The following is a 13,745-nucleotide window of genomic DNA, read 5'->3' as shown; positions in this document are numbered from 1 at the left end:
CTGCTGATTATTCTCCCGAATGGACCGTGCTGCCAGAGAAAGTGGCCGGGCTGCTGCGGAAGGTGCTACTTCCCGAAGTACGGCACGATCAAATAGATGCCGAAAAGCACTGCCAGGCCGCAGAAGCCAAAGCAGACGTAGGCCAGCGAGCGGAAGAGTGCGGGGGACTTCTGTCCGGTGTCTCCGGCGATGGCGGTCAACCGGACCCCCAGGGAGTACAGGGTCACGAGTGTCACGGCGGCCACCAGGGTTACGCCTGCCACCTGCAGCAGTTCCAACCACTTCATTGCTGCGCTCCCTCGCTCTTGGTGGATTTGCGTGATTTCTTCTTCTTCCGGAACCGCACGGCATGGCCCGCTTCTTCGACTTCCACCGCATTGTGGTGGCCAACGTGTGACTTGCGGGATGCGAAGAACATCAGCAGGATCGCCGCAGTCCCCACCACCGCGGCGATGACGACCCCTACCACGCCGACGTTGACCAGCAGGGCCGTCAGCGCCCCGACGATGCCTGCAGCCGGCAGGGTGAACAACCAGCCAAGGGCGATCTTGCCCGCGGTCCCCCACCGGACGGAGGTGCCTTTGCGGCCCAGGCCGGAGCCGATGACCGAACCGGACGCTACCTGCGTGGTGGACAGGGCGAAGCCAAGGTGGGAGGAGGCCAGGATGGCGGTGGCGGTACTGGTCTCGGCGGAGAAGCCCTGGGCGGGCTTCACCTCGGTCAGGCCCGACCCCATGGTCCGGATGATGCGCCAGCCGCCGGCGTAGGTTCCGATGGCGATGGCGAAAGCACAGGCTGCGACGACCCAGAACACCGGGCCGGAGCCGGGAGGCTGCGTACCACCGGCAATGAGGACCAACGTAATGATGCCCATTGTTTTCTGGGCATCATTGGTGCCGTGGGCCAACGCCACAAGGCTGGACGTGAAGATCTGTCCGGTGCGGAAGCCCCCACGCTTCTGGGTGAGCTTGTCACCGGTTTCGGGGTCGTGCCGGGAGGTCAGTGCGTAGGCCAGGCGCGTGCAGAGGTAGGCAACCAGGCCTGCGATCAGCGGCGCGAAGATCGCGGGCAGGATGACCTTTTGGAGGACTGTCTCAAAGTTGATCGAGTGAAGGCCGATGCCCACCACGGCCGCCCCGATCAATCCTCCGAACAAGGCGTGGGACGAACTCGACGGCAGTCCCTTCAGCCACGTCACCATGTTCCACAGGACAGCGCCCATCAACCCCGCGAAGATGATGTCCGGCGTGATGTGGATGCCGTCGGACCCCTCGCGGATCAAACCGCCGGAGATCGTCTTGGCAACCTCCGTGGACAGGAACGCGCCGATGAGGTTGAGCACTGCTGCCAGTGCTACCGCCGTCTTGGGCTTGATGGCCCCTGTTGCGATGGGCGTGGCCATCGCATTGGCAGTGTCGTGAAACCCGTTGGTGAAGTCAAAGAAGAGGGCCAACGCTATGACAAGCGCGACCATGAAGGTGATGTCCACCTGTTGCCCAATCTGCAGAGTCGACGTTCAGCAGTTCCACTTTCCCCTTGCCTGCCAATCAGCATAGTTCAGCAATTGTTCAACAGGCTGGACTTGCAGAATTCACTCTGGCGGGCTTGAAACCTTAAGAATCCTACGTGCCAGCGGCCGGGCGGACAAACATGCCCCGGGCGCCCTTCATCCCAAAAAGGCGCCCAAGGCCGTGAGGTCGCGGCGGGTGAGGCCCTTGCGCGGATCAGGTGAGATGCAAAGCACACGGTCCTGCCGGAACTCTGCCCAGGAGCGGGCGTCGGATTCGCGGTCCAATTGGTCGTCCACCCAGGCAAAGCGTTCTGCTCCTGCCTCTTCCACATCCTTCTGCAGCGCAACGAGCTTCCACCATTCGGGCCGCTCGTCCCATCCTTGACTGGAAAGCACAGGCCAGTCCTGCCCCTTGAGCCCGATGGCCGGGCACAGGTACTCGGGAGCCAGCCGTTCCCACGTGGTGAGCCACACGAAGCGGGCTGCGGGATGTTCCGCCAGTTCGTTAAGCCCGGCGACAGCCTCGGGGGCATAGGCAACGTTCAGTATTCCGGCGTCAGCGGTTATCCAATCGCTTCCCCAGTCAGTGGTGCCCTGGGGGCCGAAGGGGTTCACCACGCCGTCGACATCCAAATAGATGGACACCGGCACAATGGCGGCCATTGGTACATCCCCTTCCCCTTGAGGTCCATGTTTAGCGTACGGCAAGGCCGACCGACGCTTGAGATCATACTCTTGACGTTCGTCATGGAAGTGATAATCTCGGAGTATGGAACAGCCCGCCGCACCCCGTTCGCCACGCAATGTCCGGGACATCGAGGACACCGTCCGCACCGACTTCCGCCACGCCATGTCCTATGGCGGCTACCTGGACCTGGACAGGCTGTTGAGCTCCCAGCACCCGCTCAGCCAACCCGAACACCACGACGAGCTGCTGTTCATCATCCAGCACCAGACCAGCGAACTCTGGCTCAAGCTGGTCCTGCACGAACTCCTCGAGGCCCGCAGGCTCATGGATTCCGACAGCCTCGGCCAGGCGTTGAAGTGCATTGCACGCGTCAAGGCCATCCAGCGCACCATGATCGAGCAGTGGTCCGTCCTGGGAACACTGACTCCCCGTGAGTACTCGCAGTTCCGCAACTTCCTGGGCAGTTCCTCCGGATTCCAGTCCTACCAATACCGCGCCGTGGAATTCCTGCTGGGCAACAAGAACCGCGGCATGCTCCGGGTCTTTGAGAGCGATCCCGCAGCGCATGCCCTGCTCAACCGGCTCCTGGAGGAGCCCACCCTGTATGACGCCTTCCTCGCCGTGCTGGCCCGGGCCGGGTACGACATCCCCGTCGACGTCCTGCAACGCGACACCAGCGAACCCTGGACGTTCCGCCCGGATATGGTGCCCGTCTTCCAAAAGATCTATGAGGCCGACGACACACCATGGGGGCTTTACGAGGCATGTGAAGACCTGGTGGACATCGAGGACAACTTCCAGGCCTGGCGGTTCAGGCACCTGCGCACCGTCCAGCGGACCATCGGCTTCAAGGTCGGCACGGGTGGCTCCTCCGGGGTCGACTTTTTGAGGCGGGCCCTCGATCTCACGTTCTTTCCCGAGCTCTACGCAGTCCGCACGGAAATCGGCAACTGACAGCATCCCTACAGCTCCTTCCAGGAGGACCCATGACCACCGACCAGCAAACGCATTGGCCTCAAGCCGCTGAGCTCGACGCGGCAGACCCGCTTGCCACCCAGCGTGAGGCCTTCTACACGCCCGACGCCGGCCAGCTCACCTCATACCTGGACGGCAACTCCCTTGGACGCCCGCTTAAGGCAACGGCAGCGAACCTGCAGAACTTCGTCCATGACGCCTGGGGCAGCCGGTTGATCCGCGGCTGGGATGAACAGTGGATGGACGAACCAACCCGGGTCGGCGACCGGATCGGGGAGGTGACCCTCGGTGCAGCAGCCGGCCAGGTCACCGTAGGAGATTCGACATCCGTCATGCTGTACAAGCTGATCCGGGCTGCCGTGGATGCGCAGCCGGGACGTGACGAGATCATCATCGACCGGGACAACTTCCCCACCGACCGCTTCATCATCGAGGGCATCGCGGCCGAGCGGGGCGCCACCATCAAGTGGATCGCACCCAATCCGGCCAGCGGCGTCCGTGCCGCGGACCTTGACGGCATCCTGGGTGAGCGCACCGCCGTCGTGGTCCTGAGCCATGTTGCCTACCGTTCGGGGTTCCTGGCGGATGCCCCGGGCATCACCAACGCCGTCCACCGCGCGGGAGCCCTTATGCTGTGGGATCTTTGCCATTCAGTGGGCTCCGTGCCAATGGAGCTGGATGCATGGGGCGTTGACCTGGCTGTTGGCTGCACCTACAAGTACCTCAACGGGGGCCCGGGTTCGCCGGCCTTCGCCTACGTCAACGCCGCGCGACAGAACCGGTTGCAGCAGCCCATTTGGGGCTGGATGGGTGCGGACAACCCGTTCGGCATGACTGAGGCCTACCGGCCGGCAGAAGGCATCCGCCGGTTCATCACCGGAACCCCGCCGGTCCTGGCGATGCAGCCCATCAAGGACATGGTGGAACTGATCGCTTCCGTAGGAATGGACGCGGTGCGGGAGAAGTCGATTAATCTCACCGAATATGCCATCCGGCTGGCAGACAAGCTCCTGGTGCCCATGGGGGCGGCGATCGTCAGCCCGCGCAACGCTGCCGAGAGGGGTTCCCACATCACGGTGGACCACCCGATGTTCAGGGACGTCACCGCGAAGCTCTGGGAGCGCGGCGTCATCCCCGACTTCCGCCCGCCGCACGGCCTGCGGATCGGACTGTCTCCCCTGAGCACCAGCTATGCCGAGGTGGAACTCGGGGTGACCGCCATCCGCGACGCCCTGGCAGAGCTGCAATGAGTGCAGTCCTCGATGACATGGACTCCCGTCCCGGGAGTACCACGTCACTGCTGCGGACGGTTATCGGCCTGTATCTGCGGGACGCCGGCGGATGGATGGCCGGGCGCGACATGGTTTCCCTGATGGAAGCCCTGGGTACCTCGGCCACCGTCACCCGGACCGCGTTGGGCCGCCTGAGGAAAAAGGACGTGGTCCGGCAGGAAAACCGGGACGGCGTCGCCGGCTTCACCCTCACCGCGGGCGCAGCCGCCATGCTTGCACGGGGAGACCGCCGGATCTTCACGCCCCGCAGTATGTCCGACTCCGATCCGTGGTGCCTGGTCTCCTTTTCCATCCCGGAAACGGAGAGGGAAAAGCGCCACCAGTTACGGCGCCGGCTGCACTGGATCGGCTGCGGCACCGTGGCTGCCGGGCTGTGGATCTGCCCCGACACACTGCGCGGTGAGGTGGAGGAAATCCTGGTGGACCTGGATCTCCGGGACATGGCCACTGTCTTTGTGACCCGGACACCCATGGTGGGCGGCAGCCTCCGGGACGCCGCCGCGAAGTGGTGGGACCTGGATGTTGTCGCCGGCCTGCACCGGGATTTCATCGGTTTCATCCACGGGCAGGGCGCGGCTGTTCCTGTTCCCGGCGACGGCGTGGAGGCATCGGCCTCCTCATTCGCCACCTATGTACAGTGCATTGACCGGTGGCGGGTTATCCCCTATCTGGACCCTGGGCTACCCGGTTCCTTCCTTCCCGACGACTGGCCGGGCGCTGAAGGGACAGCCTTGTTCAGCCGGATCGTGGACGCCTACGCAGGCCCCGCCGCAGAATACGTCCGCAGCACGCTCGGCGTGGCAGTGCCCTAGGAGCCCTTCTTCACCCGTGACACGAACCGGAACCTGTCTCCCCTGAAGGTGCTGCGGGTCCATTCGACCGGTGTTCCGGAACTGTCACGGGCCATACGGTGGACAACCATGAGTGGAGCGCCCATTTCAATACCAAGCAGGCGGACCTCCACCGGCCCGGCCAGTGCAGTCTCCACCGTGTCCTCGACCTCGGCCACCTGCCGCCCATAGACGCCTGCCAGGACGGCGTAAAGCGACCCCGTCCGGGCCAGATGTCCACCGAGCTCCGGCAACGGCCCGGGGAGGAAGGCGACTTCATGGGCCAGCGGCTCGCCCTCGATCAGCCGGATGCGCTCCAGCCGGGTTACCGGATCGCCCGGCCGCAGGCCGAGGGAGTCTGCCGCGTCCTTTTCTGCCGGAATGACATCGAGTGCCACGACGCGGGAGTCTGGCCGCAGCCCCTGGCTTTTCGCATCGTCCGAGAAAGACGTCAGCTGCCGGACATGCGTCATCTTCGGTGGCGCCACGAAGGTGCCATGGCCCTGGATCCTGCCGAGCTTTCCTTCGGCCACCAGCTCGCTGATGGCTTGGCGGACCGTGGTCCGGGACGTCCGGTGCTCCTCCGCCAAGGAGCGCTCGGTGGGAATCAGCGTGCCCGGCTGCAGGCCGGAAATCATGGCCAGGAGTTCTGTCTTCAGGAGGTAGTACTTGGGAGTCGCCGGGCCTGGAGGGAATGACACCCGGACATCCTACTTGTAGACACGGGGATTGGTCTATGCCAATCTGGTCGGAGTTGCCCCGTAGCGGAAGGATGCCCCATGCCCAGAGCAATGCACCGCCATGCCACCCAGGTGGTCGTCTTATGAGTCCGGCCGTCCTTGGACTGCACATCGGCGGATCCAAGACCCACGCCGTCAGGGCCGGGCTTGACACCTCCGGTAACCATGACGGCGAGGACGGCGGCGCCGTGGAAATCACCGAAGCCCGAGCCAATCTGTCCTCGGTGGGCCACCAGGGCGCCGACGCCGTCCTCCGGCGGATCGCTGCCGCTGTCGGTCCGGGCATCAGTGCCGTCTGCATGGGCGCCGCCGGTGCGGACACGCCTGCCAGCCGGGCTGTGTTGACTGCACTGCTCACGGAGCACTTTCCCGGGGCCGTGATCGACGTCGTCCATGACACCCGCATAGTCCTCGCCGCCGCGGACCTCGACGCCGGCGCCGTAGTTGTGGCTGGAACCGGTTCCGTGGCGTGGGGAAGAAGCCGGGACGGCCGCGAAGCCCGGGCCGGTGGCTACGGATACCTGCTCGGCGACGAAGGCGGCGGCTACTCCGTGGTCCGGGACTCGGTCCGTGAGGCCCTGCGCGAGTACTACGCCGGGCTCGAACCAGGCCCACTGGTCAAGGCGATCATGGCAGCTACGGCAAGCGCCGACGCCTTGCAACTGATGGACTTTTTCTATGCACGGCCGGAGCCTGACCACTGGGCCGGACTTGCGCCTTTGGTGCTGGACCTCGCGGCAGAGGGTGATCCCGCCGCAGTCCGCATCCAGGCCGAGGCTGCACATTCGCTCGCGACACTGGCCAGGCAGGTCCTGGGGGAACTTGGGCTGGACCTGCCGCTCGTGATGGCCGGAGCGTTGCTGGTTAACCAGCCCCAGCTGGCTGGAGCAGTGGCACGGAAGGTTGCGCTGGAGGATCCTTCGGGCATCAGGATCCTGGATGAGGCTCCCGTGCACGGCGCCGTGAAGCTTGCCCGCCGGTTGATCCAAAGCTGAAGATCGCTGCACTTCCCGGGATGCCGTGACGCGGGAAGCCGGTGACCCTTGCCGGGCACCGGAGTACTCTGGATTTATGCCTGAAACATGCGGTGGCCGGTAGCGATGACGCGGGCGCGGCGGCGATGGTTGCCTGCCTTCCTTGTCCCCCTTGCTGTGGCGATAACGGTGCTCGCCGGATCGCTCACGGCCGGAGCCACGGTGTCCCTTCCGCCCAAGTCGGCCAGTGACATCCTGGCCATGGTCGCCCGGACCGAGGTGCGGGCCCTCTCCGGCACCGTGGTACAGGAAGCTGCGCTGGGGCTTCCGGAGATTCCGGCGACCGGCCCCGGGGCTGCTACCGGTGCGGCCGGAGCCCTTGACCTGCTGACGGGTTCGCATGAGTTCCGCGTTTTTGTTGACGCGCCGGGCAAGGCACGGTTCCAGGTCATGGAGCGTATGGCCGAACGGGACGTGGTGGTCAACGGCCGCGACATCTGGTTCTATGATTCGGGCGACAACAGCGCGACCCACCTGACCCTCCCCCAAGCCGGAGACCACGCTTCCCATGATCCCGGCGACACCGTCATGGAAACCCCGGAATCCATGGCGGACCGTTTCCTGGCAGCGATCGATCCTTCCACTGAAGTCAGGGTCGCCGACGACGTGGCGGTGGCCGGACGCAGCGCCTACCAGGTGACACTGATCCCGCGCAGTGCGGGAACCTTGGTGGAGTCCGTATCCATTGCTGTCGACTCTGAAACCGGACTCCCGTTGCGTGTCGAGGTGCGTGCCAAAGGCCAGACCGAACCTGCGTATTCCTTGGCCTACACTGCCCTTGACCTCGCCGTCCCCGACCCGGGCTTGTTCCTCTTCACTCCCCCGCCCGGGGCCGCAGTGACGGAGCAGGCGGTGCCCGCCAAACCCCTGCCCGACAAGCTCCTGCCCGCCAAACCCCTGCCCGACCAACCCGTACCCGCCCTGCCCTCGCCTGGCCCGGATGAGCCGGCGCCGGCACAGCACGGTCCCAGCGTGACCGGCAGGGGCTGGGACGCGATAGCGGTCTTCCCGGCAGGCGTTGTCCCGCCTGAGGTGGCGGCCTCGCCGCAGCTTGCGCAGGCCCTGCAACCGGTGGCCGGTGGCCGGGCCCTCACCACCGCCCTCGTGAACGTCCTGTTCCTGGACGATGGGCGTATCTATGCGGGCATGGTTCCCTTGGAGCGGCTGGAGACAGCCGCAGCAGCTGAATGACCCCGGGCCCATGACGGCCCTTTCCCCCGAAGCCGGAGCCGGCCTGGCCATTGAAACCCACGGGCTGGCCAAGAGATTCCGGCACCGGGCAGCCGTGGACGGCATGGATTTGGCGGTCCCGTATGGTGCTGTCTTTGGATTCCTTGGGCCCAACGGTTCGGGCAAAACCACCACGATCCGGATGTTGCTGGGGTTGGCCGGCGCCAGCCAGGGAAGCATCAGGGTTCTGGGCCGGGACATGCCCGGCGACCTGGCCACGGTGCTGCCACGGGTGGGCGCCTTGGTGGAGGGACCGGGCTTCTATCCGTTCCTTACCGGTGCCGGCAACCTCGTCCGGCTCGACTCGGCCGACAGGCACGCGTCAGCGTCCACGCGGCGCAAGCGGGTGGCAGAGGCACTGGACCGGGTGGGCCTGACCCACGCCGCAGGCAAGAAGGTCCGCGCCTACTCCCTGGGCATGAAGCAGCGGCTGGGCCTGGCCAACGCCTTGCTGAGGCCCCGTGAACTGCTGGTGCTGGACGAGCCCACCAATGGACTTGATCCCCAAGGTACCCGTGAAGTCCGCAGCCTGGTACGCTCCCTCGCCGCAGGCGGGACCACGGTCTTTGTCTCCAGCCACCTGCTGGCCGAAGTCGAACAAATGTGCACCCATGCAGGGGTCATGCGCGGGGGCAGGCTGGTAGCCCAGGGCCGCTTGGATGAGCTCCGGGCGGCAGGCCAGCCACATGTTGTGGTTAAGACTCCCGACGCCGACCGGGCCGCTGGTGTCCTGGCCCGCCTGGGGCTGGTACCCGGCCCAGGCCATGGAGCGGGTGGAGGCCAGGACGCCGGTGCCGTTGTGGGCACGGGCCTGGACGGCATGGAACCCGAGAGGATCGTTGCGGCGCTGGTAGAGGACGGGGTCCGGGTCAGGGGATTCGCCGTTGAGACCCCCAGCCTCGAGGAACGTTACGTATCCCTGACCGGAGAGGGGTTTGACGTTGTCGGTTGACGCTTCTCCGCGGACCAGTCCGGGCGCCGGGTGGGCATTGCTGGCGTCCGAGCTCTCCGTCTTGTTCCGCAGGGTCCGTACGTGGGCCATCCTCCTGGCGCTGGCAGCCGTTCCGGTTTTGATCGCCGTGGCCGTCAAGCTGTCGGCGCGGCCGGCAGCGCCCGGGCGGGGACCGCTGTTCCTGGACCGCATCACGCAGAACGGGCTGTTCGTGGCCATCACGGCGTTGGTGGTGTGCGTGCCACTGTTCCTGCCCCTGACGGTGGGAGTGGTGGCAGGTGACACGCTCGCGGGGGAAGCGAACCTGGGCACCCTGAGGTACCTGCTGCTGGCCCCCGCGGGGCGGATCCGGCTGTTGGCCGTGAAGTACGCCGGGGCTGTCGCCTTCTGCATTGCCGCAACGGTGACGGTTGTCGCAGCAGGTGCCCTGGCCGGCGTCGTGCTTTTCCCGGTGGGGCCGGTGACCCTGCTGTCCGGCGACACCATTGGCGAGGTCGAATCCTTGCTGCGGTCCTTGCTGGTGGCCGCCTACATCACCGTTTCACTGCTGGGCCTGTCCGCGATCGGGCTGCTCATCTCGACCTTCACGGACGTACCGGTGGGAGCCATGGCCGCCACCGTGGTGCTCTCGGTCGTGTCGCAGGTCCTCGACAACCTTCCGCAGCTTGAGTGGTTGCACCCGTGGCTGTTCAGCCACCATTGGCTGGGCTTCGCCGACCTGCTGCGCCAACCGGTCTCCTGGGATTCGTTCCTCGACAATGCCGTGCTCCAGGCGGGCTACGTCGCGGTCTGCGGCGCGCTGGCGTATGGCCGTTTCGGGGGAAAGGACATCTTGTCCTAGGCGTTGCCGTAGGCTCTTTCCATGGCCAGATTCTTTGACGTCCACCCGCAGGATCCACAACCCCGTGCGATCGGGCAAGTAGTCAATATGCTGCAGAACGGCGGACTGATCGCCTATCCCACCGACTCCTGCTACGCGCTGGGGGCACAAGTAGGCAACCGGGAAGCGTTGGACAGGATCCGGACCATCCGGCACCTGGACGACAAACACCACTTCACCCTCGTCTGCAAGGATTTCGCCCAGATGGGCCAGTTCGTCATGCTGGACAACGATGTTTTCAGGAGCATCAAGGCCGTCACTCCCGGCAGCTACACGTTCATCCTGCCCGCAACGCGTGAAGTCCCCAAACGGCTGCTGCACCCCAAGAAGAAGACGGTCGGGGTAAGGATCCCGGATCACAAGGTGGTGCAGGCACTCTTGGCGGAACTCGGTGAACCGCTGCTCTCGAGCACGCTCCTCCTCCCCGACCAGGACGAACCGCTCACCCAGGGCTGGGAGATCAAGGAGCGCCTGGACCATGAGGTTGATGCAGTCATCGACTCCGGCGACACCGGCTCTGAGCCCACCACCGTGATTGACTTCTCCAGTGGAGTCGCCGAGGTAGTGCGCCGGGGAACCGGAGACCCCTCCCGGTTCGAGTGACCCACGGGCGGTTCCGGCCCGCGGCATAAAGAGTCATCGGAACTGGAAGCGGCACCCGCTGTTCAGCGCCACCTGCGCCAACCCCATCAATTCCAGGGTGAGCGCGGATGGCTGCGTGCCCTGCGCCGCCGGTGGATAGCTCACGGCAAGCGTGAGTTGCCTGTTGCCATCGGCACTGCTCATGGACACCACTCCTCCGCCCGGAAGGTCGGCGGCATGGCCGAAGTAGGAGCCGTTGGTGCACCGGTCATCCCACTGGTCGAGTCCCAGCCCGTAGCCGCCGGGAAGCGGGCCCTTCATCTCCACCAGGCTCGCCGGTTCCAGGAGCCTGCCTTCCAGCAGCCCTGCGTAGAAGGAGTTCAGGTCCGCCACCCCGGCAGCAATCCGTGGTTCCCCTTCGCCTGGACCGGCAAGCGCCGTCACATCCGAGGCGTCGCCGTCCACCAGGACGTACCGGTGGACCAGGGTGTCCGGATTGGCCCCCGCAGACACCGGGAAGGAACGCAGGCCCAGGGGTTCCCCGATGTCCCGTGCCAGCACGGTGGCCAGGCCCGCACCCCGAAGCCGCTCCACCAGCACGCCGAGGATCCGGTACCCCTGGTCCGACGGATCCAAGGAGCTCGGTTTCCGCCCCAGCACCTCCCGGACGGAACGGCCGCCCGCCACCGTCCCTGACAGCTCCGGCAGGTAGGTTGCCACGGGAAGGTCCAGCACCACCAGCCCCTCCTCCACAAGGGCCAGCACCAGGACCGCCAGCATGCTGCGGCCCACGGCGCCGATGAAGACGGGATCACCCGGCGCCGCGGCAGCGCCGCCCAACGTCCGTGTTCCGGCGGTGTGCGACCAGGCCTGCCCGCCAACCTTCGCCTCGATCAGGACGGCACTTGCCCCCTGGCCGACCATTTCGCGGCTGTACAGTTCCATCGCGGCCTGGAGCTCCCGGAAAGCGGGCGGTACGGTGGCCGGGTCAGGGGACGGTACGCCGAACGTGGACGGGGTGGGCGCCGCCAGCGAGGACTCCGTTCCTGGAAGGGTAGGCACAGCAGAAGCCGGCGTCGACACCATGGAGGTGGGAGGCGGCGGGGCCGGTCCAGGAGCAGGAATGCATGCTGTGAGCAGGCTGCCGGCGGCAAGCACCAGGCATCCGGTGAGGCCGGATGGTAGGCCGTGCTGTTCCCGCCGTGGCATGCCGCCTCCCGTGCTACCCCGCCGGTTCCTCCGGCTTGCGCGCCCGGCTGGGCTGGACCCGCATGGGTTCACCGGGCATCTTGGGGAATTCCGGCGGGAACGGCATTTCCCCCTGCCCGCTCTGCACGTCCCTTTCCCACCACCGCAGCAGGACGTCGATATCACCTGGACTGCGGTGCATCTCAGCCCACGGATCGCCAACGGTCCGCAGCCGCTCGGGAACGGTCATGATGGTGTATTTGGCGGGATCGGCGTTCTCCAGCTCGTCCCAGGCCAGCGGGCAGGACACCTGTGCCTGTGGAACTGCCCGCGGACTGTAGGCCCCGGCGATCGTCCTGTCGCGGTTGGCCTGGTTAAAGTCCACGAAGATCCTGCTGCCGCGTTCCTCCTTCCACCATGCCGTGGTGACCTTGTCCGGCATCCGCCGTTCCAGCTCGCGGCCGGCGGCAATAACGGCGTGGCGGACCTCCAGAAATTCATGCTTGGGGTGGATCGGGGCATAGACGTGGATTCCGCGGTTGCCGGATGTCTTGATGAACGGCGTCAGGCCCGCTTCCTCCAGGACGGAGCGCAGTTCGAGGGCGGCCGGGATCGCGTCGTCGAAGTCGGTCCCCGGTTGCGGGTCAAGGTCGATGCGCAGTTGATCCGGGTTGTCCGAATTGCCGGCCCGTGAGGCCCACGGATGGAAAACAACCGTGTTCATTTGTGCAGCCCATACCGCTGCCGCCGGCTCGTCAATCACCAGTTGGGGATGGGAACGGGCACTCGGATACACCACGCTTACCGAGCGCACGTAGTCGGGCGCGCCCTTGGGAGGGTTCTTGGAGAAGAACATGTCCCCTTCGATGGTTCCGGAATACCGCTGAAGGCTGACGGGCCGGTCTCCGTTGGCCGCGACAAAAGCCTCGCCCACGTCCACCAGGTATTGCGCCAGGTCCAGCTTGGTCACTCCGGCCTCAGGCCACACCACGCGGCCGGGACTGGAAATCCGTACCTCCCTGGGGCCATGGGGTCCGGGCACGGAAATGGTGGTTGATTCGCTCGCCATGGGCACAAGCTACCGCGAACCGCACCCGCGCGTCAGCACCCCAGCCCCATTTGCGTCCGTGGCGCACGGGTGCCTCTCGCTGCAGCATGATGGATACATGCCTGTCACCGAATCTGCCCTGACCATCGCCACGGGAGACACCAGTGTTTCCGCCCTGCACCTGCAGCCGGACCAGTCCACAGCCATGCTCGTGGTGGCCCACGGGGCCGGAGCAGGCATGGAGCATCCGTTCCTCCAGGGCTTCGCGGAAGCCATGGCCCGGGAAGGCGTCAGCACCCTGCGTTTCAATTTCCCCTACCGGGAAGCCGGACGCCGGTTCCCGGACAGGCCACCGGCCGCCATTGCGGCGTGGCAGGACGTCATGCGGACGGCAGCGGGGTTCGCTGGAGATCAACCGGTGTGGGCCGCGGGTAAATCCTTCGGCGGGCGGATGGCCTCCATGGCCGTTGCCGAGGGCATGCCCGCCCGGGGCCTGGTGTATCTGGGCTATCCGCTGCATGCTCCCGGAAAACCGGAGAAACTGCGCGATGAACACCTGTACGGCGTCACCGTTCCGATGCTGTTCCTGCAGGGCACCCGCGACACTTTCGCAACGCCGGAACTGCTGGAAGCGGTGGTCAGCCGAATCGGCCCGACGGCGGAACTGCAGTGGCGTGAAGATGCGGACCATTCGTTCGCGGTCAAGGGTGTCAAACGCAGCGCTGCTGAGACCGGGGCTTCGCTGGCCCCCGCTGTGGCAGCGTTCCTTGGGACCAGCCGCTAACGCGGGGAACGG

Annotated in this window: 15 protein-coding genes; 9 read left to right on the top strand and 6 right to left on the bottom strand. The window is 65.9% G+C overall.

The window, feature by feature from the left end; genetic code table 11:
• Nucleotides 1-65: 65 nt before the first annotated feature.
• The 3 genes from ACUYMZ_RS10820 to ACUYMZ_RS10810 all read right to left on the bottom strand — a co-directional run bounded on the left by ACUYMZ_RS10820 (nt 66) and on the right by ACUYMZ_RS10810 (nt 2,173).
• Nucleotides 66-287, bottom strand: a complete 222-nt coding sequence (locus ACUYMZ_RS10820; protein WP_426002554.1) for a hypothetical protein — start codon at nt 285-287, stop codon at nt 66-68.
• Nucleotides 284-1,489: an inorganic phosphate transporter gene (locus tag ACUYMZ_RS10815; RefSeq protein WP_426002552.1), complete on the bottom strand. Its 1,206-nt coding sequence runs from the start codon at nt 1,487-1,489 to the stop codon at nt 284-286. The genes ACUYMZ_RS10820 and ACUYMZ_RS10815 overlap by 4 nt, the downstream gene beginning before the upstream one ends.
• Before the next feature lie 177 nt (nt 1,490-1,666).
• Nucleotides 1,667-2,173, bottom strand: coding sequence for an HAD domain-containing protein (locus tag ACUYMZ_RS10810; protein WP_481603277.1), 507 nt, complete (start codon nt 2,171-2,173; stop codon nt 1,667-1,669).
• A gap of 106 nt (nt 2,174-2,279) precedes the next feature.
• On the opposite strand from ACUYMZ_RS10810, the gene kynA reads away from it, so the two are divergent.
• Genes kynA through ACUYMZ_RS10795 form a run of 3 tightly spaced genes read left to right on the top strand, consistent with a single transcriptional unit; the run spans nt 2,280 to nt 5,277 of the window.
• Entirely contained in the window at nt 2,280-3,152 is an 873-nt protein-coding gene (kynA, locus tag ACUYMZ_RS10805) for a tryptophan 2,3-dioxygenase (RefSeq protein ID WP_481603275.1), read from the top strand.
• A 32-nt stretch (nt 3,153-3,184) separates the two neighbouring features.
• Complete coding sequence (gene kynU, locus ACUYMZ_RS10800; RefSeq protein ID WP_481603273.1) at nt 3,185-4,423, top strand: kynureninase; 1,239 nt, start codon at nt 3,185-3,187, stop codon at nt 4,421-4,423.
• Nucleotides 4,420-5,277, top strand: a complete 858-nt coding sequence (locus tag ACUYMZ_RS10795) for a PaaX family transcriptional regulator (RefSeq protein WP_481603271.1) — start codon at nt 4,420-4,422, stop codon at nt 5,275-5,277. Before kynU ends, ACUYMZ_RS10795 begins: the two co-directional genes overlap by 4 nt.
• On the opposite strand, the gene ACUYMZ_RS10790 is transcribed toward ACUYMZ_RS10795, so the two are convergent.
• Nucleotides 5,274-5,933 carry a GntR family transcriptional regulator gene (locus ACUYMZ_RS10790; RefSeq protein ID WP_481605852.1) on the bottom strand — a complete coding sequence of 220 codons (660 nt, stop codon included), beginning with the start codon at nt 5,931-5,933 and terminating at the stop codon, nt 5,274-5,276. The two genes, ACUYMZ_RS10795 and ACUYMZ_RS10790, sit on opposite strands and share 4 nt — an antisense overlap.
• A gap of 185 nt (nt 5,934-6,118) precedes the next feature.
• Between ACUYMZ_RS10790 and ACUYMZ_RS10785 the strand changes: the two genes are divergently transcribed.
• From ACUYMZ_RS10785 to ACUYMZ_RS10765, 5 genes are all read left to right on the top strand, one after another.
• Nucleotides 6,119-7,030: an N-acetylglucosamine kinase gene (locus ACUYMZ_RS10785; protein WP_481603270.1), complete on the top strand. Its 912-nt coding sequence runs from the start codon at nt 6,119-6,121 to the stop codon at nt 7,028-7,030.
• An 87-nt stretch (nt 7,031-7,117) separates the two neighbouring features.
• Entirely contained in the window at nt 7,118-8,260 is a 1,143-nt protein-coding gene (locus ACUYMZ_RS10780) for a LolA family protein (protein WP_481603268.1), read from the top strand.
• 10 nt (nt 8,261-8,270) lie between these two features.
• Complete coding sequence (locus ACUYMZ_RS10775) at nt 8,271-9,251, top strand: ABC transporter ATP-binding protein (RefSeq protein WP_481603266.1); 981 nt, start codon at nt 8,271-8,273, stop codon at nt 9,249-9,251.
• Entirely contained in the window at nt 9,235-10,092 is an 858-nt protein-coding gene (locus ACUYMZ_RS10770; RefSeq protein ID WP_481603264.1) for an ABC transporter permease, read from the top strand. The genes ACUYMZ_RS10775 and ACUYMZ_RS10770 overlap by 17 nt, the downstream gene beginning before the upstream one ends.
• 21 nt (nt 10,093-10,113) lie before the next feature.
• Nucleotides 10,114-10,734 carry an L-threonylcarbamoyladenylate synthase gene (locus tag ACUYMZ_RS10765; protein WP_426002537.1) on the top strand — a complete coding sequence of 207 codons (621 nt, stop codon included), beginning with the start codon at nt 10,114-10,116 and terminating at the stop codon, nt 10,732-10,734.
• Nucleotides 10,735-10,767: 33 nt separating this feature from the next.
• Here ACUYMZ_RS10765 and ACUYMZ_RS10760 read toward each other — a convergent pair whose 3' ends face one another.
• Nucleotides 10,768-11,775 carry a serine hydrolase gene (locus ACUYMZ_RS10760; protein WP_481603262.1) on the bottom strand — a complete coding sequence of 336 codons (1,008 nt, stop codon included), beginning with the start codon at nt 11,773-11,775 and terminating at the stop codon, nt 10,768-10,770.
• 160 nt (nt 11,776-11,935) lie between these two features.
• Nucleotides 11,936-12,970 (bottom strand): non-homologous end-joining DNA ligase, encoded by a 1,035-nt coding sequence (gene ligD, locus ACUYMZ_RS10755; protein ID WP_426002534.1) that lies wholly within the window; start codon nt 12,968-12,970, stop codon nt 11,936-11,938.
• Between the two features lie 97 nt (nt 12,971-13,067).
• Between ligD and ACUYMZ_RS10750 the strand changes: the two genes are divergently transcribed.
• On the top strand, nt 13,068-13,733 hold the full coding sequence (locus ACUYMZ_RS10750; RefSeq protein WP_481603260.1) for an alpha/beta hydrolase family protein: 666 nt from the start codon (nt 13,068-13,070) through the stop codon (nt 13,731-13,733).
• Nucleotides 13,734-13,745: the final 12 nt, after the last annotated feature.

The sequence above is a fragment of the Arthrobacter sp. T572 genome (assembly GCF_056780115.1).
Note: the sequence above shows the minus strand (reverse complement) of the source record. Positions and strands in the feature narration are given on the sequence as shown.

Coding starts and splice junctions, on each gene's coding strand:
- ACUYMZ_RS10820 (WP_426002554.1), bottom strand. CDS start 287: ATGAAGTGGTTGGAACTGCTGCAGGTGGCAGGCGTAACCCTGGTGGCC.
- ACUYMZ_RS10810 (WP_481603277.1), bottom strand. CDS start 2,173: ATGGCCGCCATTGTGCCGGTGTCCATCTATTTGGATGTCGACGGCGTG.
- kynA (WP_481603275.1), top strand. CDS start 2,280: ATGGAACAGCCCGCCGCACCCCGTTCGCCACGCAATGTCCGGGACATC.
- kynU (WP_481603273.1), top strand. CDS start 3,185: ATGACCACCGACCAGCAAACGCATTGGCCTCAAGCCGCTGAGCTCGAC.
- ACUYMZ_RS10795 (WP_481603271.1), top strand. CDS start 4,420: ATGAGTGCAGTCCTCGATGACATGGACTCCCGTCCCGGGAGTACCACG.
- ACUYMZ_RS10790 (WP_481605852.1), bottom strand. CDS start 5,933: ATGATTTCCGGCCTGCAGCCGGGCACGCTGATTCCCACCGAGCGCTCC.
- ACUYMZ_RS10785 (WP_481603270.1), top strand. CDS start 6,119: ATGAGTCCGGCCGTCCTTGGACTGCACATCGGCGGATCCAAGACCCAC.
- ACUYMZ_RS10780 (WP_481603268.1), top strand. CDS start 7,118: ATGCGGTGGCCGGTAGCGATGACGCGGGCGCGGCGGCGATGGTTGCCT.
- ACUYMZ_RS10775 (WP_481603266.1), top strand. CDS start 8,271: ATGACGGCCCTTTCCCCCGAAGCCGGAGCCGGCCTGGCCATTGAAACC.
- ACUYMZ_RS10765 (WP_426002537.1), top strand. CDS start 10,114: ATGGCCAGATTCTTTGACGTCCACCCGCAGGATCCACAACCCCGTGCG.
- ligD (WP_426002534.1), bottom strand. CDS start 12,970: ATGGCGAGCGAATCAACCACCATTTCCGTGCCCGGACCCCATGGCCCC.
- ACUYMZ_RS10750 (WP_481603260.1), top strand. CDS start 13,068: ATGCCTGTCACCGAATCTGCCCTGACCATCGCCACGGGAGACACCAGT.